This window comes from Flavobacterium sp. GW823-FHT06G12 (assembly GCF_058794775.1).
On record NZ_JBXAHE010000004.1, the window covers coordinates 150,736 to 175,495 of the forward strand.

The 24,760-nt window shown below is 33.4% G+C and carries 16 protein-coding genes and 2 tRNA genes; 8 read left to right on the forward strand and 10 right to left on the reverse strand.

Going from position 1 to position 24,760, the window contains the following annotated elements:
- Window positions 1–17: 17 nt before the first annotated feature.
- The 3 genes from rimO to AC1Q5Z_RS16300 form a co-directional block, all read right to left on the reverse strand.
- Window positions 18–1,331: a 30S ribosomal protein S12 methylthiotransferase RimO gene (rimO, locus tag AC1Q5Z_RS16290; RefSeq protein ID WP_492445932.1), complete on the reverse strand. Its 1,314-nt coding sequence runs from the start codon at window positions 1,329–1,331 to the stop codon at window positions 18–20.
- A 204-nt stretch (window positions 1,332–1,535) separates the two neighbouring features.
- Complete coding sequence (locus tag AC1Q5Z_RS16295) at window positions 1,536–3,113, reverse strand: OmpP1/FadL family transporter (RefSeq protein WP_488754424.1); 1,578 nt, start codon at window positions 3,111–3,113, stop codon at window positions 1,536–1,538.
- Window positions 3,114–3,155: 42 nt separating this feature from the next.
- Window positions 3,156–4,160: a hypothetical protein gene (locus AC1Q5Z_RS16300; protein WP_492445934.1), complete on the reverse strand. Its 1,005-nt coding sequence runs from the start codon at window positions 4,158–4,160 to the stop codon at window positions 3,156–3,158.
- Between the two features lie 102 nt (window positions 4,161–4,262).
- On the opposite strand from AC1Q5Z_RS16300, the gene proS reads away from it, so the two are divergent.
- From proS to rpsT, 4 genes are all read left to right on the forward strand, one after another.
- Window positions 4,263–5,741, forward strand: coding sequence for a proline--tRNA ligase (gene proS, locus AC1Q5Z_RS16305; RefSeq protein WP_198856680.1), 1,479 nt, complete (start codon window positions 4,263–4,265; stop codon window positions 5,739–5,741).
- Between the two features lie 78 nt (window positions 5,742–5,819).
- Window positions 5,820–5,891, forward strand: a tRNA-Glu gene (locus AC1Q5Z_RS16310).
- 45 nt (window positions 5,892–5,936) lie between these two features.
- Window positions 5,937–6,008 (forward strand) — tRNA-Glu (locus AC1Q5Z_RS16315).
- A gap of 153 nt (window positions 6,009–6,161) precedes the next feature.
- A complete protein-coding gene (rpsT, locus tag AC1Q5Z_RS16320) occupies window positions 6,162–6,413 on the forward strand; it encodes a 30S ribosomal protein S20 (protein ID WP_073417115.1) in 252 nt (83 codons plus the stop codon).
- Window positions 6,414–6,639: 226 nt separating this feature from the next.
- Here rpsT and AC1Q5Z_RS16325 read toward each other — a convergent pair whose 3' ends face one another.
- Together AC1Q5Z_RS16325 and AC1Q5Z_RS16330 are read right to left on the reverse strand one after the other, a co-directional pair.
- Window positions 6,640–7,047, reverse strand: a complete 408-nt coding sequence (locus AC1Q5Z_RS16325) for a response regulator (RefSeq protein WP_198856679.1) — start codon at window positions 7,045–7,047, stop codon at window positions 6,640–6,642.
- 5 nt (window positions 7,048–7,052) lie between these two features.
- Complete coding sequence (locus AC1Q5Z_RS16330) at window positions 7,053–8,708, reverse strand: PAS domain-containing sensor histidine kinase (protein WP_343585233.1); 1,656 nt, start codon at window positions 8,706–8,708, stop codon at window positions 7,053–7,055.
- Window positions 8,709–8,930: 222 nt separating this feature from the next.
- Between AC1Q5Z_RS16330 and typA the strand changes: the two genes are divergently transcribed.
- Window positions 8,931–10,727, forward strand: a complete 1,797-nt coding sequence (gene typA / locus AC1Q5Z_RS16335) for a translational GTPase TypA (protein ID WP_111378311.1) — start codon at window positions 8,931–8,933, stop codon at window positions 10,725–10,727.
- Between the two features lie 122 nt (window positions 10,728–10,849).
- Here typA and AC1Q5Z_RS16340 read toward each other — a convergent pair whose 3' ends face one another.
- From AC1Q5Z_RS16340 to AC1Q5Z_RS16355, 4 genes are all read right to left on the reverse strand, one after another.
- Complete coding sequence (locus tag AC1Q5Z_RS16340) at window positions 10,850–13,288, reverse strand: FIDD domain-containing protein (protein ID WP_492445937.1); 2,439 nt, start codon at window positions 13,286–13,288, stop codon at window positions 10,850–10,852.
- A 101-nt stretch (window positions 13,289–13,389) separates the two neighbouring features.
- Window positions 13,390–15,738 carry an FIDD domain-containing protein gene (locus AC1Q5Z_RS16345; RefSeq protein ID WP_343585237.1) on the reverse strand — a complete coding sequence of 783 codons (2,349 nt, stop codon included), beginning with the start codon at window positions 15,736–15,738 and terminating at the stop codon, window positions 13,390–13,392.
- A gap of 13 nt (window positions 15,739–15,751) precedes the next feature.
- A complete protein-coding gene (locus AC1Q5Z_RS16350; protein ID WP_343585239.1) occupies window positions 15,752–16,588 on the reverse strand; it encodes an ABC transporter permease in 837 nt (278 codons plus the stop codon).
- Window positions 16,589–16,591: 3 nt separating this feature from the next.
- On the reverse strand, window positions 16,592–17,503 hold the full coding sequence (locus AC1Q5Z_RS16355) for an ABC transporter ATP-binding protein (protein ID WP_492445940.1): 912 nt from the start codon (window positions 17,501–17,503) through the stop codon (window positions 16,592–16,594).
- A gap of 106 nt (window positions 17,504–17,609) precedes the next feature.
- On the opposite strand from AC1Q5Z_RS16355, the gene AC1Q5Z_RS16360 reads away from it, so the two are divergent.
- Both AC1Q5Z_RS16360 and AC1Q5Z_RS16365 read left to right on the forward strand, forming a co-directional pair.
- Window positions 17,610–18,662, forward strand: a complete 1,053-nt coding sequence (locus AC1Q5Z_RS16360) for a hypothetical protein (protein ID WP_198856672.1) — start codon at window positions 17,610–17,612, stop codon at window positions 18,660–18,662.
- A gap of 99 nt (window positions 18,663–18,761) precedes the next feature.
- On the forward strand, window positions 18,762–19,619 hold the full coding sequence (locus AC1Q5Z_RS16365; protein ID WP_492445942.1) for an SdiA-regulated domain-containing protein: 858 nt from the start codon (window positions 18,762–18,764) through the stop codon (window positions 19,617–19,619).
- 154 nt (window positions 19,620–19,773) lie between these two features.
- On the opposite strand, the gene AC1Q5Z_RS16370 is transcribed toward AC1Q5Z_RS16365, so the two are convergent.
- On the reverse strand, window positions 19,774–23,505 hold the full coding sequence (locus tag AC1Q5Z_RS16370; RefSeq protein WP_343585243.1) for a metallophosphoesterase: 3,732 nt from the start codon (window positions 23,503–23,505) through the stop codon (window positions 19,774–19,776).
- A gap of 26 nt (window positions 23,506–23,531) precedes the next feature.
- Between AC1Q5Z_RS16370 and AC1Q5Z_RS16375 the strand changes: the two genes are divergently transcribed.
- Window positions 23,532–24,707: a Pycsar system effector family protein gene (locus AC1Q5Z_RS16375; protein ID WP_492445944.1), complete on the forward strand. Its 1,176-nt coding sequence runs from the start codon at window positions 23,532–23,534 to the stop codon at window positions 24,705–24,707.
- Window positions 24,708–24,760 lie beyond the last annotated feature (53 nt).

Consider the following 24,760-nt stretch of genomic DNA (forward strand, 5'->3'; position numbering starts at 1 on the left):
AATTGTTCAGCGTAAATTTAAGCAGGTTCTCCGTATAAATCAAATTCTGTTGCTTCAATTATTTTTATATTAACAAATTCACCAGTTTTAACATAATGCTTAGAAACATCAATTAGAACTTCATTGTCAACATCTGGACTATCAAACTCTGTACGTCCTACAAAATGCGCGCCTTCTTTTCTGTCAATAATGCATTTGTAAACTTTACCTACTTTTTCTTGATTCAAGTCCCAAGAAATTTGCGATTGAAGTTCCATGATTTCATTTGCTCTTGCTTGTTTTACATCATCAGGGACATCATCTTCTAATAAATAAGCATGAGTATTTTCTTCGTGAGAATAAGCAAAACATCCCATTCTGTCAAATTTCATTTCTTGAACAAAATCTTTCAAAATTTCAAAATCTTCTTGAGTTTCACCTGGATAACCAACAATTAAAGTAGTTCTAATTGCCATTCCAGGAACAGCAGCACGGAAATCTTTTAATAATTGAGTTGTTTTAGCCTGAGTTGTACCGCGACGCATTGATTTCAAAATTGAGTCAGAAATATGCTGTAACGGAATATCAATGTAGTTGCAGATTTTAGGTTCGCGTTTCATTACTTCCAAAACATCCATAGGGAAACCAGTAGGGAAGGCGTAGTGTAAACGAATCCATTCAATTCCTTCTACTTTTACCAAAGCTTCCAGTAATTCAGCAAGATTTCTCTTTTTATAAAGATCAAGGCCATAATAAGTTAAGTCTTGAGCAATTAAGATTAATTCTTTAACTCCGTTTTTAGCTAAGCCTTGAGCTTCTTTAACTAATTTTTCAATTGGCTGAGAAACGTGAGAACCTCTCATTAAAGGAATGGCGCAAAAACTGCAAGGTCTATCGCATCCTTCAGCAATTTTTAAATAAGCATAATTTTTAGGAGTTGTAGTTAAACGTTCTCCAAGTAACTCATGTTTATAATCGGCTCCAAGAGCTTTTAATAGTTGAGGTAATTCTGTAGTTCCAAAATATTGATCAACATTCGGAATTTCTTTTTCTAAATCTGGTCTGTAACGTTCAGATAAACATCCTGTTACAAAAACTTTGTCAACAAGTCCTTTGTCTTTTTTATCTGCATATTCCAAAATCATGTTTACCGATTCTGCTTTTGCATTATCAATAAATCCGCAAGTATTAATTACAATAATGTTTCCTTCTTTTTCTGCAGGTGCTTCGTGTTCAACATCTTTGCCATTTGCACGCAGCTGTCCCATAAGGACTTCACTGTCATAAACATTTTTTGAACACCCAAGAGTGATTACGTTAATTTTGTTCTTTTTTAAAGACTTGGTTCTCATACTTTTATAAATTGGAGTGCAAAATTACACTTTTTTTATTCAAACCACACTAGTTTGCAGTTTGTTTTAGCTGTTTTTTATGAAGCTAGTCATTCTTATTACCTGATAATCTTGAATTGAGTTAAAAAAGTATTCTATAAAGGATAAAAAAAATCCACCAAGTAAACCTGATGGAAATTTTCAATCATCTATTTTGATTTTTAATTACAATTCAAATAATAAGGTCATGGTGACATTGTTTAATTTAGAAGTAATGTTAGCTCCATCGGTAAAACCTCTTGTGAAAAAACCTTGATTTGATTTTCTTTCTAAATAAGAGTAGGCCAAATCTAATTTTGTAGATCCAAAATTATAACCCAAACCGGCAGAATAACTATTTAAATCCCCAACAGTAATTCCGTTTTTATATGGGCTTCCTTCGTAACGATATCCACCTCTTAAGCTCAATTGTTTGATTTTGTATTCTCCACCAATACGAAGTTCGCCAGTACTAGTAAGAGAGTTGTCTATTTGATCATTAAGACCGCCAAAGCCTGCATTAGCTGGCTTGAATTTAGCATTTCCATAGTTTCGTATTCCGTAATCAATGCTTAATAACCCTGATTTTCCAAAAACATATGCTGCACTAAAAGTCCATCTGTCTGGGGTTTGTAAAGTGTAAGATTCATATACATTTACAACATTAGGAGCTACATTTGTATTCACAATTGGTCCATTTGCAGCTTGTCTCGTTGTGTAGACACTTTGTGAAAGCTCATCGTATAACTCGTACCAAGTGTTAGATTCGTATGCGATACCAAGTCTAAAATTATCTGTTACTTTTCCAATTGCTCCAAGTTGGAAAGAGAATCCGTTTCCGTAGGTATATAAATCGTTATTAAATCTTATGCTCGATATGGTTTGGTCTGATTGTAGATCTCCATTGTTGCTTTCGTAAAAACTAGTTGATCTCCTATAGTCTGTAATGTGAAGATTTAAGTTTGCTCCTAAATATAGTCGATCTTTATAAGAAGTTGCAATGTTGAAACTTGCTTTACTGTTGTAGCCTCTTGAGTAGATCTCGTTTGTTTGGTAGTAAGTAGCATTTTTTGGAACGTTTGTTGAATAAGTGCTATTTGGATCGTTTACATTGTCAATGTTAGTAATGTATCCTTGGTATCCTAAAAATGCTTGCTGTGCTGAAAAACCTGATAGGTTAGGATATTGTGCATTTGGGAAATTAGCACCTAGATCTTGATATAAGCTAGTAATGGTTTCGTTACCTAGTGTATTAACAAGTTCATGTGGAACAGGTGCACCTCCATTGCTGTAATTTGCATAATCTAAGAAATATGCGTCAACTGAATGAGAAGGGTTGTATCCAGCTGAAAAAACTTCATTATTGAAATTATTAGTATTTTCGTAAGTTGCTCCAATTGTAATTTTATTCCATCCCACATTAGGATTATGGTTTTTAAATACAAAAACACCACCAGCTTGATTTAGAATAAAAGAATTTTTTTTATCTGACGTCTGAGTGCCGAAGTAGTCAGAATTGTTTTTGATATTCTGATTGCTAAAGGAAACTCCAACTTGATTACTGTTAAAAATTGCAGACCCAGCAGGGTTAACGCTCAACGCAGAGATGTCTCCTCCAACTGCTCCAAAGGCACCGCTCATTGCTCTGTAACGAGCGGTACCTGTAAGATTTTCTTGAGAATATCGCAAAGCATCTGAAACTTCTTGTGAGTATGACGCGCTGACAGTTAGTCCTGTTATAAATAGGAAAAATATTTTTTTCATTTTGATGAGTTTTAGTTAGAAATTCAGAGGGTTGAGGAAAAATTATCTTCTTCCTCCACCGCCACCGCCGCCAGATCTCATTCCTCCACCGCCGCCACCGCCGCTGTATGATCTAGATCCGCCACCGCCGCCACTAGGAGCGTAGCTTCTTGAAGATCCGCTATTGCTAGGAGTGTAGCTTCTAGATGAGCCACTGTTGTTGCTTGGTGTATAGGTTCTATTTGTAGAAGTATTTCCGTTATTATAAGATCTTCCGTTACTGTAAGTGCTGTTGTAGTTAGAACCATTGCTGTACGATCTTCTATTTGTAAATGTAGGACTAGTTGTTCTTCCATTCATGCTTGAACTTCTGAAGTCAGTATAGCCGTTAGATCTATTTGTAGTATAAGTTCTGTTTGTGGTATAATTTCCTCTATTAGTCGTGTAGTTTCTGTCGGTTGTATATCCTCTACCAGTTGTATATCCTCTACCAGTGCTGTAGTTTCTGTTGTAAGCATAGTTTCTGTCTCCATAATAAGCTGCAGAACCTCTTCTTCCGTAGTTGTAAGAGTAATTATATCCATAACCGTAGTATGGGTATCCCCAACCTGGATAACCCCAACCTGGGTATCCCCATCCTGGATATCCCCAACCATAATAAGGGTAGCCCCATCCGTAACCGTAACCATAATAAGGATAACCCCATCCAAATCCGAATGACCATGATGGAGTAGTGTAAAAGTTTACAGAAACATCAGAACTGCTGCTTCCCCATGCAGGATAACTTCCTACAGAGGCAGTTTGAGTGCTATCTGAATAATTGGTGTAATTATCAACGTCAGTAAATATTTCAGTTGGTTGATTGTCATCTTGCAATGATCTGAAATACTCTTTGTATTGGTTGTTTGTTCCATTTGTTACATATTTAACAGATGAACCACCATAAACTCCATCATTATCATAATAAGAGGAATTTTGGTAAGAACCACACGATGCTAGCAATAAACTCAATAATCCAATTAAGTAAAAATGATTAGAGTTTTGGCGGAGTGAAAGGTAAGTTTTCATATCTGTGGTGTTTTTTATTGTTGCACATTACAAAATTAGTTAGTTTTGTCAAACTATTTAGTTAAAATTGTATAAAACAAAATTTGTGCCAAAATATATAATATGAGTAAGAACCTTACTACAAGATCAGAAGATTATTCAAAATGGTATAACGAACTGGTTGTAAAAGCAGATCTAGCTGAAAATTCAGGAGTTAGAGGATGTATGGTGATAAAACCATACGGGTATGCTATTTGGGAAAAAATGCAAGCCGAGTTAGATCGTATGTTCAAAGAAACTGGACATCAAAACGCTTATTTTCCTTTGTTTGTACCGAAAAGCATGTTTGAGGCGGAGGAGAAGAATGCAGAAGGATTTGCTAAAGAATGCGCAGTTGTAACGCATTACAGATTGAAAAATGACGAGGAAAGACCTGGTAAATTAATGGTTGATCCGAATGCAAGATTAGAGGAGGAGCTTATCGTTCGTCCAACAAGTGAAGCTATTATTTGGTCTACATATAAAGGATGGGTGCAATCTTATAGAGATTTACCTTTATTAATCAATCAATGGGCAAATGTGGTTCGTTGGGAAATGCGTACACGTTTATTCTTGAGAACTGCAGAGTTTTTATGGCAAGAAGGGCATACGGCTCACGCTACAAAAGCTGAAGCAATTGAGGAATCAGAAAAAATGATGAACGTTTATGCTGATTTTGCTGAAAGTTTTATGGCAATTCCAGTTGTGAAAGGTTTTAAAACTGAAACAGAGCGTTTTGCTGGAGCAGATGAGACATATTGTATTGAGGCATTGATGCAAGATGGAAAAGCATTACAAGCCGGTACATCTCACTTCTTGGGTCAGAACTTTGCAAAAGCATTCGATGTTAAGTTTGCTAATGCAGAAGGAAAACAAGAACACGTTTGGGGAACTTCTTGGGGAGTGTCTACTCGTTTGATGGGTGCATTGATCATGACACATTCTGATGATCAAGGATTGGTATTGCCTCCAAATTTAGCTCCAATTCAAGTGGTTATCGTTCCTATATATAAGACAGATGAACAATTGGCTCAAATTACTGAAGCTGTTAAGGATTTAACGGCTAAACTGAGAAAATTAAAAATCACTGTTAAGTTTGATGACAGAACAACGCAAAAACCAGGATTTAAATTTGCAGAATGGGAATTAAAAGGAGTTCCTGTTCGAATTGCTGTTGGTCCAAAAGATTTGGAAAATGGAACTTTTGAGGTGGCAAGACGTGATAATTTGACAAAAGAAGTTGTTGCTAGCGAAAAAATTGTTGAGCACGTAAATAATCTTTTAGAACAGATTCAAGTTGACTTATTTACAAAAGCTTTAGATTATCGCAATACTCATATTACGGAAGTAAATAGTTTTGAGGAATTTAAAGAAGTTTTAGAAGGTAAAGGAGGCTTTTTGTCTGCTCACTGGGACGGAACTGCAGAGACAGAAGAGAAGATAAAAGAATTGACAAAAGCGACGATTCGTTGTATTCCTTTAGATGCTGTAGAAGAGGCTGGAACCTGCGTGTTTACAGGGAAACCTTCTTCTAAAAGAGTGCTTTTTGCTAAGGCTTATTAAAAAAATATAGATTTTTTTGCATTAGGTATTGCGCAAATAAAAAATAGATGTATCTTTGCATCCGCAATACAGAAGCGCGGTCCGTTCGTCTATCGGTTAGGACGCCAGGTTTTCATCCTGGTAAGGGGGGTTCGATTCCCCCACGGACTACAAGTTATATTACATATTGAAAAGTTTCCAACTTAGGAGAATATTGGTCCGTTCGTCTAGGGGTTAGGACGCCAGGTTTTCATCCTGGTAACAGGGGTTCGATTCCCCTACGGACTACAAATTAGTTGTAAATAAGTTTTGTAAAACAAAAATTGGTGTCTCGGTTTTTGTTTTATTAGTTAAAACCAAAGTGATTGTTATACGATTGTGGGAGGTTTTTCTTTTTTAACTAGTATTTATAATAATTATTACATCTAAAATTAAAAGAAAATGGCAAATCATAAGTCAGCATTAAAAAGAATCAGAAGTAACGAAAAAAGAAGAGTTCTTAACAGATATCAGCATAAAACTACTCGTAATGCTATTAAAGCGTTAAGACTAGCTACTGATAAAGCTGATGCTACTGCAAAATTATCAACTGTAATTTCTATGATTGATAAATTGGCTAAAAAGAACATCATTCACGATAATAAAGCTTCTAACTTGAAGTCTAAATTAACGAAACACGTTGCTAAATTGTAAATAAAAACAATTTAATAAAGATATAAGAGTCCTCCAAAAGAGGACTTTTTTTTGTTTTAAATCTAAAATGAAATTCCAATAAAAAATAAATTCCAAATTCCAATTTTATAAATAGATTGAAATTTGGAATTTTGTTGTTTTAGAGATTTAAAAATTTAAACCTTGATTGATTTTGTGTATTGTGGGGTTTTGGGATTTGTAATTTAAAATATTGGGATTTTAAATTTTATAAATCAATCTTCTTTTTAAGATATTCTAGCATGGGCTGTGTAATTGGTTTAGAAAGAAAGTCTATTATAATTGGATATTTTTTTGCTTTGGCAAGGTCTTCAGGGTCAATAGTTGAGGATAGTACAATTACAGGAACAGTATTGAATTCTATATAATCTGGAGAAGTGAAGTGATCTAAAAATTCCCATCCTCCCATAATAGGCATATTTAAATCTAAAAAAATTAATTCAGGCCTTTTTCTTGCTTTGTCGTTGGTGTATTTTAAGATGTTGAAATGATGAAGAGCTTCTTCGCCGTTTTGAGCGGTAATAACTTCATGTGAAAATGAAGATTTTGAAATTACTTTTTTGCATAGCATCAATGTGATAGGGTCATCATCGATGCATAAAATCTGCTCAAGCATAATAATTAATTTTTAAATGTTATTGTAAATGTAGTTCCTTTATTGACTTCACTGTCGATAGAGATTGTTCCTCCCATTGTCTCCACCTGTGATTTTACAAGATATAATCCTAATCCTTTACTATCTGGGTAATTGTGGAATCTTTGATAAAGTCCAAATACTTTATCGCGATTTCTTTCCAAATCAATGCCTATTCCGTTGTCTTTAAAGGTCAGGATTGTTCTATGCTCTATTTGTTCTGCTGTAATAGAAATTTTTAGTTTTCTATTTTCCGATTTGTATTTGATAGAATTCGTTAACAGGTTTAATAAAATACTTTCAATGTAAGCTTTGTTTGTAATAAGTTCTGGAACTTTGTCGAATTTCAATTTGATTATTGGTTTGTGTAATTCAATTTGAAAAGAAAGCTGGCTAAATACATTTTCAAAAACTTCTTTTAAAGAAACCTCCTCTTTCTGCATTGAAGGGTTGTCTTTAATGATGATAACTTTTACTAAATCATTTATGGTTTCATTTAACAAATGAGTCGATTTTGTAAATCCTGCTAGTATTTCTTGTAGTTCTTCATTTTCTATCGGAATGTCTTCTATAAGGTTTAATAGCCCGATTAAATTAGAAAGCGGTGCTCTAAGGTTATGAGATGTGATATAAGAGAATTGTTTTAAGTCTTTATTGTTTTGCGTTAATTCTCGAATAAGATGTTCTTTTTCTGTTTCTAGTTTTTTCTCGTCAGTAATATCTCTTTGAATCGAAATCCAGTGCGAGATCATTCCTTCGTTATTGAAAATAGGAATCATAGAAAAGCGTACCCAATATTCTTCTTTACTTTTTGTGTAAGTAATAGTTTCGATCAAGCATTCCTCTTTGTTTTTTATGGCCCTTAAAAGCTTTTTTAATTCGTCTGAATCTGATTTTGGTCCTTTGAAAATATTTGGCGATTTTCCGATAATTTCGTTTGACTGGTAGCCAGACATTTGAGAAAATGCAGGATTTACATAAACTATTTTTGGTATTTTCCCGTCAGAAGAATTGGCTTCGGTAATTAAAATAGAATCTTTAGATTGTGTAATTACAGTTTCTAAAAGCTTTAATCGTTGCTCTTCTTCTTTTTGTTTCGTGATATCTTGGATTGCACCAATCATTCTAATGGCTCTTCCGTTTTCATCTTTTAATAAAAAACCTCGATCCAAAACATACTTATATGTTCCGTCTGCACATCTAAAACGGTATTGGTCTTGCCATTTTTCTGTTTTTTGTTCTATGAAAGAATATAATTTTATTGACATTCGGATACTGTCTTCTGGGTGAATTTTGTCAAACCACCATTTAGAAGTTTTGCCTACTTCTTTTGGATCGTAACCAAAAACACCTTCAATTCCTTTGTTCCAATTAATACTGTCCTCTTGAATTTTCCAATCCCAAATAGTATCGCTTGTTGCTTTTGCTACAATGTCATATTTCTCATTCGATTCTTTTATTTCTTCGTTGGTTTTGTTTAACTTTTCAAAGATGGTTATGTTTCTTTTTTCGTTCTTTGAAAGTATAAAACTAAAAACTAGTCCTGTGATTAGAATTAATATAATGTCTTTTATTAAAAATAAATATTGATATTCAGAAGAAGAAAAGTAGGTTGTGAGTAATTTATGACATATGGTCGCCATAATTATCGAGATGATTGTATAAATAAGAGTAATTTGGAGAGTTTTACTTTTCATCACTTCAAATATAGTTAATTTAACTATAACTAAACGTATGTTAATGTCATTTTGAAACCGATATTTTCGCGTTTTGTATTAACTAATTGATTGTATATACGCAAACTATGATAGAAACATTTTTTTTTAAAAAATAAAGTGTACCTTTGCGCCCATTAAAAATCACAGATGGAATCTATTAGAAACATTGCAATTATTGCCCACGTCGATCACGGTAAAACAACTTTGGTTGATAAAATTATGTATCACTGTCAGTTATTTCGCGAGAACGAAAACACAGGTGATTTAATCTTAGATAATAATGATTTAGAGCGTGAGAGAGGTATTACAATTACTTCTAAAAACGTTTCTGTTCAATATAAAGGAACAAAAATCAATATTATCGATACTCCAGGCCACGCCGATTTTGGAGGTGAAGTTGAACGTGTATTGAACATGGCCGATGGTGTATGTTTACTAGTTGATGCTTTTGAAGGACCAATGCCGCAAACTCGTTTCGTTTTACAAAAAGCGATTGATTTAGGATTGAAACCTTGCGTGGTTATCAATAAAGTAGATAAAGAAAACTGTACTCCAGAAGAAGTTCACGAGAAAGTTTTTGATCTAATGTTCGAATTAGGAGCTACTGAAGAGCAGTTAGATTTCCCAGCGGTTTATGGTTCTGCTAAAAACAACTGGATGTCTGATGATTGGAAAAATCAAACAGAAAACATTGAGCCTTTATTAGACATGGTTATTGCTAATGTTCCTGCTCCAAAAGTTTCTGAAGGAACTCCGCAAATGTTGATTACTTCTTTAGATTTCTCTTCATTTACAGGGCGTATCGCTATCGGACGTCTTGAAAGAGGTACTTTAAAAGAAGGTATGCCAATTTCTTTGGTAAAAAGAGATGGAAAAATCATCAAATCTAGAATTAAAGAATTACACACTTTTGAAGGTTTAGGCCGTAGAAAAGTAGAAGAAGTTGTTGCTGGTGATATTTGTGCTGTTGTAGGTATCGAAGGTTTTGAAATTGGTGATACTATCGCTGATTTTGAAAATCCAGAAGCTTTACAGACAATTGCTATCGACGAGCCAACAATGAGTATGTTGTTTACAATTAACGATTCTCCTTTCTTTGGTAAAGAAGGTAAATTTGTTACTTCTAGACATATTCGTGAAAGATTAACAAAAGAGCTTGAGAAAAACTTAGCGATGAAAGTTGGAGAAACTGATTCTGCTGATAAATTCATGGTATTTGGTCGTGGTGTACTTCACTTATCTGTTCTTATTGAAACAATGAGAAGAGAAGGATATGAGCTTCAAATTGGTCAGCCACAAGTTATCATCAAAGAAGTTGATGGTGTGAAATGTGAGCCAATTGAGGAATTAACTATCGATTTACCAGAAAATCTTTCAGGTAGAGCGGTTGAATTCGTTACTATCCGTAAAGGAGAAATGCTTTCTATGGAAGGTAAAGGAGAGCGTATGATTATTAAATTCAACATTCCATCTCGTGGAATTATCGGTTTAAGAAATCAATTGCTTACTGCTACTGCTGGTGAAGCTATTATGGCACACCGTTTCATTGGATACGAACCATACAAAGGAGAAATTCCTGGACGTAACAACGGTTCATTAATCTCTATGGAAAATGGAAAAGCAATTCCTTACTCTATCGATAAATTACAAGATCGTGGTAAATTCTTCGTTGATCCTAACGAAGATATCTATGAAGGTCAGGTAATTGGAGAAAATACTCGTAGTGACGATATGACAGTTAACGTTACTAAAACGAAAAAACTTTCTAACGTACGTTCTTCAGGAGCTGATGATAAAGCTAGAATTATTCCAGCTATCAAATTCTCATTAGAAGAAGCTTTAGAGTACATTCAAAAAGATGAGTATGTTGAAGTTACTCCAAAATCTTTACGTTTAAGAAAAATTTACTTAAGCGAAACAGATAGAAAGAGATACAAAATCTAATTAGATTAATTTTCAATATAAAAATCCCAAATTCCAATTCTGGAGTTTGGGATTTTTTTATGATGGAATTGAGTTGTTTTGGAAAGCTGGAATTCGGGATTTTAGGGGCGTAATTTTTTAATTTACCGTTTCAAACTAAAATGTCCTTTTGCTTCTCTATGATCGCTAAGTTTTAAGAGGTACCAATAATCATCTGAAGGGAGCGGACTGCCTTGAAAAGTTCCATCCCAACCTATATCAAATACGGTTAATTGTTTTATTAATTTTCCATAACGATCATAGATGTAAACTTTAGAATCTTTATACTCGTTTTTGTTTAATCCCGCTATATTCCAATAATCATTGTGGCCATCGTTATTTGGTGTAAAATAGTGGGGCACTCCAATTACTGCAATTGTTTTATTAATTATGCCGCACTTTTTCTTGTCATTTATATAGACATCATGAATTCCAGATTTTACATTTTCAAATATATTCGAATCTTGAAAAGGACCGCTTGGCGCATTTAGGCTATATTCATAATCTCCGTTTCCAGTTGCATTTACTGTAACTTTATTAGAATCGTCAATTTGTAGATCTATAATTTCAATATCTTTTATAGTCGCAATATTAGAAGAAACGACTTCGAATTTTCTTGTTTTAGAACAGTTATTTTTGTTTGTTACAGTAACAGTATAAGTTCCAATAGTATTAACGTTTAATGTAGAATTAGTTTGATCAGGTATTTCATTACCATCTTTTTTCCATTTATAGGAGAAATCATTTAATGCGTTGTCATTAGTAAATCCTGAATCTAATTTTGCATAAAAAGAAGAATCGTTGTCACAAACATTTGTCGAAGTATCAGTTTCAAGACTAGGCAATTTTGCTACTTCAAGTTTAATTTTGCTAATTCCGAAACAAGTGTTTCCTTCTTCAATCCTTGCAAAGGCAAAATCATTGTATGGTATTTTGTTTTCATATTTTAGAGGGGTCTCAATAGGATTTTGTTCTAGTAAAGCGTCATTTTCGGTTGGATAATATTTTAAGTCCTGATTGTTTGAAACTGTGATATTAGCGCTTGTTAGGTCAAAAAGATGTATTCCATCCTCATTTCCATCATCATCACATACTAAATTAAGTGTGTGAGTTTGCACCGAAATAACATTAGTTTTTAAAATAAGATTGGATATGCTGGTACAGTTTGTTTTTAAATTTCGAACTCTGACATATAGAGTTTGAGGATTGCTAGTATTTGTATAAACTGGATTTAATTGATTTTGATTGTTTAAAGCATCTGTATTGGTGTTAAAAAACGAAGTTTCAAGATTAGAATCGTTATTAGATAGAGAAGCGTTTGCTTCGTTCAAATTAAATAGAACTAATCCAGATGCATTTTCGCCTGTATCACATTGTACAAGAGAAGTAGTAACTTTTTGAGGCAGAGGATTTACGACAATTTTAATCGGAGCAACAGATGCGCTTATTGTGCTGTTAAAGGCTTTAATGTATATAGTTTGTTCAAAAGGAATGCTATTGCTGAATTGATTTGGCAGTTCGTTTATATTATTATCGGCATCGTTTTGAGATAAATAGTATTTTATAGTTAGACTAGAAATGTCTGCATTGTCAAAAACTATTTTAGAAACTTGATTAAGATTTACAACGGTTTTTCCGTCATATGGATCTACATCATTTTCATCACAAGTTTCAACTTTGTTTTTTGGAAAATCAATTTTATCATTTACCTTGATTGTAAAAGAAGTTACATTGTAACATTGTGTTGTGGTATTGGTGGCTCTAACAAAAATCGTTTCTTGGCTTGTGGTGTTTTTGTAAGCGGTCGGATTTTCTATGGGATTGATATTAATAATTGCATCATTTGAAGTATTGTGATATGTCACTTTTATATCGGTTTGAGATCCTATTATTTTTGGAGAATTTACTGTTAAGTCAAAAGTTGATGTCATACTCGCACTAAAATCAGAATTGGTCATATTAAGTTCGTTTGGTGAACTTATATTGATTGTTGGAGCATCATAAAAAGTCGCATTTCCAAGCCATTGCAATGAAAAATTACTTGAACCAATTGGACGATCGACAACTACAAAATAGCTTTCTCCTTCGTTAACATTCAGCCATTTTAAATATCCATCGCCTAAAGCTGCAGGACCTTCAAACGTATCATAGTGGTTGCCATCAATTCCAGTTTGATTATTAGTAAGATGTGCCATTTGAGGATTTGTTGTTGAACATCTAATGGGAGAAGATAAAGAAGAACATTTGGCATTAGGGCCAAATACAAAAAAATCGAAATCTTCTTTGAGATCTGAGCTTTCAGGAGTAATTATAAAACCTAAAGTGCCAGAAGTTTTGATCAGGATTTTTAACCATATACTGTTGCTTTCTGTAGTGCCGCAACTATTTTCTGGTTTTATTTCGTTAATGTTTCCCGGGCCATTAATAGTTAGGCCTTTAAAACCAGAATTTCCACAAACAATAAGTGCATCTTTGCAATCGTTTTGCGCATAAAGATTTGAGCAGAATAAGAATAAAACAAGTAATTTTTTACATAAATTCATCTTCTTTATTTTGAAGTAAATTTAATACAAAATAGATGTTTTTAACTTTTTACAGATATTATTTTTGAACGAATATTTGGAATTAAGTTAAAATATTGAGATTATCTCTTTAAACTAAAGTGTCCTTTGACATTTTTTCCATTTACAAAAAGAAGGGTAAACCAGTAATCATCAGAAGGCATTTCTCTACCATTAAAAATTCCGTTCCATCCAGTGCCATTTTGATTCATTTGTTTTAGCAATTTTCCATAGCGATCAAAAATTGAAATCGTAAAATCTGGCATTTGATCAATATTTTTAATTACCCATAAATCATTATATCCATCTCCGTTTGGGGTAAAGAAACGCGGATAATCTAACACATATATTAAAAATGAACTTGACAAACCACAGCCATTTTTATCTCTAGCAATCGCATTATAAACACCTGGAGTTACTTGTGTGAAAATGGAACTGTCCTGATAGACTTTTCCATCAAGAGAGAATTCATAATTCCCAGCGCCTGTATACTGGATCTCAACAGTATTGTCGTTTCCAGAAAAATCCTTTACGTCTGCTCCGGTAATTGTGGCTGGTTCAGATAAAATTATTTTGAATTTTTTAGTTTTTTCGCAGCCATTTGCATCTTTTACAGTTACAGAATAGTCTCCAGGACTATTAATTACTATAGAATTTGTGGTACTTCCATTAGACCACATATAACTGCTAAAACTAGAATCTACACTTAAGGTCATATTATCTCCTTTACATAAATAACGAGCTTCATCTTCAAAATTAGGAGGATCAAATGTGTGAACAATTAATTCTATAGGAGTTATATCGTAACAATTAGGGCCGTTTGCAGCACGTGCATAAATCGTTTGGCTATTTGGAGTTGTATTTTTAAAAATATTTGGCAACGGATTAGTTTCTGTAATTGCATCTGCAGAAGTCAAGAAATAATTAATTAGCAATCCTGCAGGTAAACCTGATAAAATTTGAGGAGTTACTTCTGCGCTTAAATCAAATTGATATAAACCGTCTTGAGTATCATCTCCATCACAAGTTTCTATTGGGTTTTGATTAGGAATGACAGAATTAGAAACATTTAGAGTGATTTCGGCTGTAGTATTACAACCATAAGTGTTTTCTAGTAGAGCAAAAACAATTTGATTTGGTGACTTGTTAGTATATCGTTGCGGATTTAAAATTGGATTTGTTTTTGCCTTTGCATCTGCCAAAGTTTCGTAATAGCCTTGATTGGTAATTTGAGAATCATTGTTTTTTACAATATTAGCAGCTTTAGTTAGATCAAAAACTGTAACCCCATCTGTATCATCATCACATTGTAATAAAGAAGTATTTGTTGACGGGATTTGAGCAGAAAATTCAACCGTGATTTCTCCAACAGAAACACATGCTGTATTGTTCATTGTAGCTTCTACTTTATATGCCCCAGATGATGGTACAGTATAAGATGGAGATAGTGCGCCAGGAATTTCGACATAAGTATTAGAAGCGTCTTTTTTATACCATTTAAAAGTATATGTCGTTGCGCTTAAATGGGTATCTAAAGAAAAGTTTTCTCCATAACAAACAGGATTGCTATTTGCTACAGTTCTATCTTCTCCAAAATTTATTTTAGTTACAAAACTACCTGCCTCAATAAAAACTGCCGAATTGTATTGTCGGGTGACATCATCGGCAACAACCAATTTTAGATGATATTTTTTGTTTGGAATTACATCTGTTGAAGCATTCATCACAACAGTTTGCCCAGCATAATTAATAGGGCTTGTAGCTGTATTATAGCCATTGAAATAATTTTCGTTTATTGCTTCACAGCCAACTAATGGTTCTCCGCCACTGCCATTTATGGTTTCAATTTTTGGGTGTACTGTTGTAGCCGAAACCGCAGTAGTGGTATTGGGTAAAACAGCAAGGTTTTTATAATTATCACTGCTTCCAGCTTCTTTAATTAAGAAAGCAAATCCGTCAGAATATATACAGGGAAAATTATTCTGATATTCATTCGAAGCAAAAATATAATTAAAGCTAATAGAGTTGGTAAGTGCTATAAAATCAAATTCTAAAACTGTTGCTTGTGTACTGTTGTTAATTCCTAAAGCAGTATTAAGATCTGCATCACCATTCCAAGCTCTTACTTGTGTACCTTTAGAGCCTTGTTGGTTAAAAGGGCCTTCAGCATTTTTACTGGGAGAAGTACTTAAAACTATTCCACTAGGAAAAGGAAAATTTGAGCCAGCTGTAAAAGAACCATAACTCTGTTGATTTGGAGTAGGGTTTCCTGATGCGTTTACACTTTCGACATCAACACAAGAACTATTTATTAAAACATTCTGGATTAAATCTGTTGGAGTAGCTGTATCATTTACAGAAATATCCTGTGCCCTGATTTTATAGCAAAAACAGCACAAAATTAGAATTAGAAAAACTCTTATTTGACTCATAGTAGCAAATATACTACAAATCTCTATTTTTTAATAATTTGTAAGAAAAATATATAAATACAAAAGTCCAGACTAAAACAATTAAAATAGCAGAATAATGCACGCTAAAATCAGCGTCTGTTGCAATTCCGATTTGCGAACCAATATTTTTTACTACTGATAATCTTGGGCCAGGATTAACAATCAAATTAGACATTGATTCTAAGGGTAAAAACTGTGTAATCTTTTTATCTGTATCACTATTTTGGAAAACTTTAAAAGCTAAAAAACCTCTTATGATTGCTTCTAATATGTTCCAAACGAGAAGAAAACCAAGTGCAAAAGCAGAGCGTTTTACCAAGATTCCTAAAAATAAACAGAAAGAAAAGAATCCAGTTAGTTTTACAAAGAAGGCTAAAAGATAATCTAACTCACTAAAAATAATTCCGAATTCGGTATAAGAAGAAAAGCATAATCCTAAAATTAAACTCATGATAAAAACAAAAACGGTAGAGGCAAAAGCAAATAAAACTACAGTTAAGAATTTAGATAAGATAAATTCTTTTTTGCTCAGACCATCAATTAAGTTCTGTTTTAAAGTTCCGTAGCTATACTCATTTGCCATCATTGAAACGATTACAATAGCTAAAAAGAATTTTAACCAAGCAGCAACATAGGTGTTAAAATGCCAGATAAACGGAAAATTAAAGATTCCCATTTCTGCCAAATGAAATTTAAAAGGACCAATATCAAATTTTATAACAGCAATTAATGCTATAAAAGAAAGTAATATGAAATAGGTCAAAGTTAATAATCGGCTGGCTTTGTTCATCCAGATTTTTTGTAATTCTATAGAAAGAAGTCTTTTCATGGTTTAGTTTTTTTGGGCGATGGCGTTTTGGGTTAACTCTAAAAATTGTGCTTCTAAACTGTTTTTGCGTTTTACTAAATGGCTTAAAACAATGTTTTTAGAAAACAAGAACTGATTTAAGTCTGAAGCCGATAAATCAGATTTTAGATAAACCAAAACTTTCCCGTCTTCTTCAGCAATTCTATCTACAGCAGGATGTTCCTGTAAAGCAGTTTTTAGAATTAAATTGTCATTGGCTTGTAGTTCAAAGAAACCTTCGTTTGAAGACATTCCGTCAACAGGTCCAGAATATAAAACTTCGCCTTTTCTTAAAACAATTACTTGCGAGCACACTTTCTCTACTTCGTCCAATAAATGAGAAGCCAATAAAATTGTCGTTCCGTGAGATGCAATTTTTTTTATGATATCTCGAATTTGATGAATTCCTTGTGGATCTAATCCGTTGGTTGGTTCGTCTAGAATTAAAATTTCGGGATCATTTAAAAGTGCCGATGCAATGGCCAAACGCTGTTTCATTCCTAAAGAAAAAGTACTGAACTTGCTGTCTTTTCTTTCACTCAAACCAACTAATTCTAGTTTTTCGTTAACTTTAGAATAATTGATGTTTTTGATTTTGCAAACCAGTTTTAGGTTTTGTTCGGCCGTCATGTACGGATAAAAATTTGGTCTTTCTATAATAGCGCCAACCTTTTTTAAAGCCTCATGCGTTTCTACTTTGCCATCAAACCAGCTATAATTGCCAGACGACTTGTTGACAACACTCAAAACAATTCCTAATGTAGTCGATTTTCCGCTGCCGTTTGGCCCTAGAATGCCATAAACGCGACCTTTTTGTATTTGAAAAGATACATTTTTCAAAGCCTGAATTCGGCCGTATCTTTTACTTAAATTCTCAATGGTTAATATGGTTTCCAAATTTTTCTGGTTTTAGTTTTTAGTATGACGAGTCAAGTTGATTTTTGTTACTTTAAATTCTAACTTTAAATCGTATTGACGTAAATTTGTAATAAAGATATTCAAAATGAGCGAGCCTTTAATGGTTTTAAAAAAACCGTCTTACCCTTTAACACAGCCACTTTTAAGTTACTTAGAACGATACGAACGTATATCTAAAGTTTCTGTGTTTTATGATGACTTGCTCCGTTTTTCGGGTTCTATAAATGTTTATGATAAACATGATAACGATACACTTTGGATTCGAGTATATTATGGAGAATTTGAGCGCAGTGAAATTGATTTAAATCTAAAGAAAATCTACTCGCTGCTGCATTCTGATGGAAATAGCGAAATCATTCAATACCTGAATGTCGATGCTATTGATTATTGTACTTTCGGAAATTCGAAACCTTTTAGAATTAAAGTTCGAAATATTCTCAATGATAACTATGTTCATTTTTACATCAAAAAAGCAGATGCTTCGCGTATTTATGGATTAGAATTGGAAGACATTCTTTCGCCAGATAAAATCAACTTTCTAGTTTATAAAGATACTCTGATTGAGGAGCATATTATAGGAATTCCTGGCGATGTTTTTATGGATACGTTGCTAGACCAATGCAGTGAAATGGAAAAGGCGCAAATTGCCAAAGAGTTCGTCAAGTTTAACGAACGCTGTATGATTCGTCTTTTGGGAGACATGCGTGCCTATAATTACGTAATTGTCCCAATTCACGATTTTGATCAAGTAGTCTATAAAATTCGTCCGATCGATTTTGATCAGCAATGTTACGAGGGAAATTTTAAAGTATATCGCCCGCAGTTTTTCAAGGAAAATTTTCCAATGATTCAATTGATCAAAGAGAAACTAGAAGAACGTTCTATTATTCAGTATAAAGATGAAGAAAGAGCGATTTTAGCGAAACGTATTCATTCTGCCGAAACGAGAATCAAAAAATTGTTGAATATTATGTGCCACGATACCATTTCAACGCAAGAGCATTTGACACAATTGAAAATGGAATTGTATCGTTATACGAATGATATGAAATTTAAAAACGCAAAATCAATGGGGCATGTGATGCATGCTGCGTTTGAATTTATTACACGTAATTTTAAAAATACTAACTTAGTTTAAAGTTTTAGCCACTCCCGATAGTTATCGGGATTCACAGATTAAAAAGATTTTGGAATCATTATAATTCTTTTAATCTGTGGCAAAATAAAAAAAAATATTATGAAAAAATCTTTTTTAGTTATTTGCTCAATTGCTTTACTAGCTTGCCAGAAACAATCCGGCTCTGATTTAAAAGAACTTTATTCGCTGCCTAAAAAATTGAAAGAAGTTTCGGGAATTACTTATTTTCCAGAAACCAATATTCTTTACACTTTGGAAGATAGCGGAAACAAAAACGCCATTTATGCAATTGATTCTAAAGGTAAAATAGCTAAAACAATCACAATCTCAAATGCAACAAATGTCGATTGGGAAGATATTACTAAAGACAAAACTGGAAATATCTACATTGGAGATTTTGGAAATAATGATAACGAAAGACGTGATTTATGCATTTATAAAGTAGCAAAAAATCAATTGAATAATGATGCGGCTAAAGCCGAATATAAAATCTCATTCTCATATCCAGAACAAAAAGAATTTCCTCCAAAGAAAAAAGAAATGTTCTATGATGTTGAAGGTTTTTTTGAACAAAACGGTTATTTCTATCTTTTTACCAAAAACAGAAGCAAAGGTTTTGACGGAACTGCGTTTATCTACAAAATCAAAAATGCCGCAGGAACTCAGAAAGCAGTAAAGATTGGAGAATTTAAAACATGCAACAATTATAATCATTGCGTGCTGACAAGTGCTTCAATTAGTCCAGATGGAAAAAAAGTAGCCTTATTAAGTCATGACAAAGTGCTTTTGTTTAAAGATTTTAAAGCAGATTTATTCCACACAGGAAAACAAACAGAATTAAATCTAAATCACTTTTCGCAAAAAGAAGCGATTGTTTTTAAAAATAATAATACTTTGTTAATCGCCGACGAAAAAACAAATAAAATAGGAGGGAAACTCTATGAATTTAGACTCTAAGATTCTGAGATGCTAAGATACTAAGTCAAAAAAATCAGCCACGTATTACACTAATTTTCACGAATTATATTTAAATAAAAATTAGTGTAAATTAGTGTAATTCGTGGCTAAAAAAACTTTGTTACTTTGAGCCTTTGCAACTTTGAACCTACAGCTAGAAGCTGTACGCTGCTCCAAAAATTAATCTTCCAACTTCATCAGGAGATTTAAAATAAGAGATTCTCGCTGTAATAACATTTATGGCATTCAGCCAAAGTCCGCCACCGTAATCTTGATGCCATTTTCTTGATTCTTCACCATCAAGCCAAACCCTTCCGTAGTCGAAACCACCTAAAATTCCGTACGTAAAAGGAACAATAGTTTTACGGATTTTTCCAATGCTTAAACGTAAATCAGAGCTTTGAGAAAAATAAGAACTTCCTAAGAAACGTTCATTTCTATAACCACGTAAATCTGTATCTCCGCCTAGAGAAGCACCTTGGTAGAATTCATAATTATTGTTGAAAATAGCTTTTCCTTTAACGTAAGTGGCCAATATTAATTTTCCGTTATGATCAATTTTATGAGTAAATCCTAAGAAGCTTTCTAGAGTAGGGAAATTTTTCTTGGTGTCATCTAAATTAGCTGTCCAAGTCGCCGCAATCATAAAAGCCATTCCTAAAGTTGGTTTTGCAGCAAAATCTGAATTTTTAAACTGATATTTTACTTTTAAACTTCCGTAATTCTGACTGTCAAATACATCTGGATTTACAATACCCGGAATATTAATGTATCTGTTTTCGGTGTCTTCAACTGTCATTCTCTGAAAAATTGGCTGAACGCTAAACTCGCTTCCATATCTTCCAACATGGCGAATGGCACCCGAAGCATTAAATTTTCTAATACGGACACGATTGTAATCCATTCCTAAATCATCATTATACTGCGACTCATTTCCATAACCAAAATAGTTCATTGCAAAGTTTGGAGTCGTATACAATGATTCCACATCAATAACCCATTTTCCTAATAAACCAGGGAAATGTGCAGCATAATTAAACTCTAAACCGCCAGTAGCAAAATAGTAAAATGCATTAAAAATATGCTTTTGCGTGTACGGATTCTGTTTGAAATTATTTACCGTATAATTTACGTTGACTCCCATTTTTACGCCATCATCAGGATTATAACCAATGTTTGGAAGTCCTGCAATTACATTGTATTTAGGTTTTTCGTAGTTATATAAATTAACATCGTAATCGTCTGTTAACTGCGTTTGTGTTTTAGAATCTAGATTATAAGTGTTTTCTTTTGATTTGAAATCGTAAACAATAACCTTTCTTCCGTTTTCAATATTGTAAGTATCATTGTTCTGGCCGCCAAGCAAACGAATTTTTATGTTTGATTTCTCATTTCCTTTTACTTCAAAAACATCATTATCGTCTAGTCCATAAATCCAAAGATTTTTGGTTTTATCGTCGGTTACATTTTTGGTATAAAGCAATTCATCGCCTTCTTTTTTAATTCTGAAAACCTGAATTTCAATCCCCTTTTTTACATTATGATTCAAAACAAACTTATCTTTCTTGTCTGTTCCGGCAATCATCACGGTTCTGTTTAAAACATCAGAATATTCACGAGCATACTTTTGAAGATCTTTTTTTCTTCTTTTTAATTTTGCTTTGATTTCATCGACTGTTCCATCCTGAACCTCTTTTGGCATGTTTTTAAAAGCCTCATCAATATCTGCATCAGTTAAGTTTTCTTGAATATATTTGGCCTGTTCCACCCATTCTTTTTCTTCAGCAGTTCTTAGAAAAGCCAAATCCATTGGGTAAGGTTCTCTGCCAAGCCATTTCACATTGATCCTGTCACCTTTAAAAGATCGCATATGACGAAGCGGAGGCATGTTCATTAAAAGTGAAAGCAAAGCACCATCATATTTTACAAAAGCCTGATCACGATCTCTCGGAATTGGTCTATAAATTACTTTTCCATCTTCTTTATATTCAGCCCAACGCCATTGATCGCTATGTCTGTCCCAATCTCCTATAAGAATGTCAAATAAACGAGCTTTTATATATTCTTTTTCATCAACCACATATTTTTCATCTTTATGAAGATTTAGCATCATATCGTCAGTTCCGATGATGTTGCTTGGTTTTCCGAAATTTTTTCCATCCAAATGATTATCAGCAGGTCTTTCTTCGACCATATATAATTGATCTCCAAAGCTTGCATTAAATTCTCCCAAACCATTTTGCTTCGGGATATAATATAAAATAGGATTCGTATGTCTTAAACCAATTTGATCAGACATTTCGCCAATAACAAAAGAAGCATAAGGATGAGAAGTGGTGTAAAAATCAAATAAGAAATCTTCGGCATATGTTTTCTCGAAATCATTTACCACGTATTGGTCTTTAAAAGCAACTGATTGTAAAAACACTGTTGCGCTTTTTTTCATTGCGCGCATGATAAACTCACGCCCTTGAGGATCTGCCATTCTTAATGAAACCGATTGATGTCCGCCGCCTTCACGAATTGGTTTTAAACCTCCTTTTAATGTATCTACAGTTGCCGTTGTAGCTTCAATAGGAAGACTGTAATATTTTCTATAATGCTGGCCAAATAAAAATTTGTGAAACGCACCTTTTTGAGTCATTTTTGGTGAATAAATCGAAGTAGTGACTTTTGCAGGAAAATTATTTGGAATATCTGAAGCCCAATTGATTTCCTTGGCTTTTATTATTTCACGCTCAAAAAGAAGTTTCTCTTTGTTGTTTTCGTTTCCATAATAAGAAACTTTAGCATCGCCACTTTTATACATAGTCAATGTAGCATAACCATTTCCTCCATACGAAAAATCATAAGGACTGATGGCTCTTGCGGCTTCAGATTTTGATCCTGCGCCGCTAATAATCTGCTGAATATTTTCTTTGCTTATGTATTGAAGGTTATGGTCGTGTCCAGAAACAACTATTACATTTTTCTGTTTTTGCAAAAGCGTTTTAATTCTTTTTGCATAAATCGTGTATTGTTTGTTTTGAATGTCCTGCGGACTAACGCCAGATGTTTTTCGCAACAAATTGATGAATGAGCCAATTACAGGAAGAGGAATTTTTTGTTCTAAAGGGAATAATTGTTTTTCTAACGAAAATTGACCGCCATGTGTTCCATTGCTTAGTAACGGATGGTGAATTGCTAAGACAACTGTTTTTTCTTGATTTTTGTTCAATTGACCTTCAAGTTCTTCAAAAAAGGCTTCTCTGGTTTTAATTTCGCAATTGTCATTTATAGTCGGATGATCGTTCCAATTTTCTAGAAACCATTCACTATCAACAACTATCAAAGCAGTAGTGCTGTCAATTTTTACAGTTTCAATAGGGCATGATTTTCTCGGAAGAAAACTTTTTTTATCGTTTAAATATTTTGTAACAAAATCGGCCTGACGTTCTAAACCTTTAATGCCACTATACCAGTCATGATTTCCAGGAATTACAATTGTTTTTCCTTTAAAGTCTTTGGTTAATTTTAATTGATTAGTCAGTTTGGTTTCTGCTAAGGCTTTGTCTTCAGGATGTTTGTTGCCAGGAAAACCTTTCGGATAAATATTGTCGCCTAAAAAAAGAAGCGTCGATTTTTTACTCGCTCTTTTTAACTTTTGATGTAAAAGCTCCAGTGTTTGCTGTGCTTGCTCTTCATCGGCATTTCCAGCATCTCCAACAAGAAAAAAAGTATGTGCAATTTGTATCGTATCTGTAGCGTTTTCTGTTTCAGTGGCACTAACATTTTTTCCGTATTGAGGTTTGCGCGTTGCACAAGAATAAACGATGAATAGGGCCATAATTGCCAAAGAGTAATTTTTAATCTTAGCAATAAAATGATTATCCAAAAACAATTTCATAATTTAGTGGTATAAAAATATTCTTTATGAATCTAATAGAACAATCCGAAGATTTTGTCGGTAATTTACTCAAAGATAAACTTTCTAATTTATATTCTTACCATAATTTTAATCATACTTTTACGGTTGTTACAGCAGTAAAAGAACTTTGCAAAAAAGAAGATGTAAGTGGTGAGGACAAGGAAGCTCTTTTGGTTGCAGCATGGTTTCACGACACTGGATATATTGAGGGATATGAAAATCATGAAAAGAAAAGCACCGAAATTGCTGCCAACTTTTTGCGCGAAAAAGGAAAATCGGAAGAGTTTATAGCACTTGTTTCAAGTCTGATTCTGGCTACAGTTAAAGAATATGAACCAAAAACACATCTTGAAAAAATTATAAGAGACGCAGATTACGCGCATTTAATGGGAGCGGAATATGCTACAACTTGCGAATTATTGCGTTTGGAATTGAAAAATGCTGGAATAGTTAGTTTTTCTAATGCCGAATGGACAAGAGAAAATCTCAATTTCTTATTAAACAAACATAGATTCTATACTGATTATGCCTTGAGAAAATGGCAACCTTTGAAAGAAAAAAATCTATTATTAATTCAGAAAAAAATCAATAAACAAGAATTGAAAGCCGCTGCCGCACTAGAAGAAGATAAAAAGAAGGATAAAACCGAAAAACCAGATCGTGGAATCGATACTTTATTTCGTGTTACGCTAGGGAATCATACTCGTTTGAGCGGAATTGCTGATAGTAAAGCCAATATTTTATTGTCTGTAAATGCAATTATCATCTCGATTGCTTTATCGTCTATTATTCCAAAATTAGACAGTCCAAAAAATGCGCATTTGGTTGTGCCGACGTTTATTATGCTGATGTCGAGTGTGATCACAATTATTTTTGCCATTCTTTCTACACGTCCAAAAGTAACTTCTGGTTTTTTTACGAGAGACGATGTTGAAGCTAAAAAAGTGAATCTGATGTTTTTTGGAAATTTCTACAAAATGCCTTTAGAAGATTACGATTGGGCAATGAATGAAATGATGAAAGATCGTGATTATCTCTATTCAACTATGATTAAAGATTTGTATTATCTAGGATTGGTTTTACAACGAAAATATAATTTACTCCGAATTGCCTATAACTTTTTTATGTTCGGAATTATCATAACGGTGATCGCGTTTGTGATTGCTTTTAAGTCTATATAAAAAATTAGACGCTGATTGTACGGATTCGCTATCGCGAAGACGCGGATGAACAC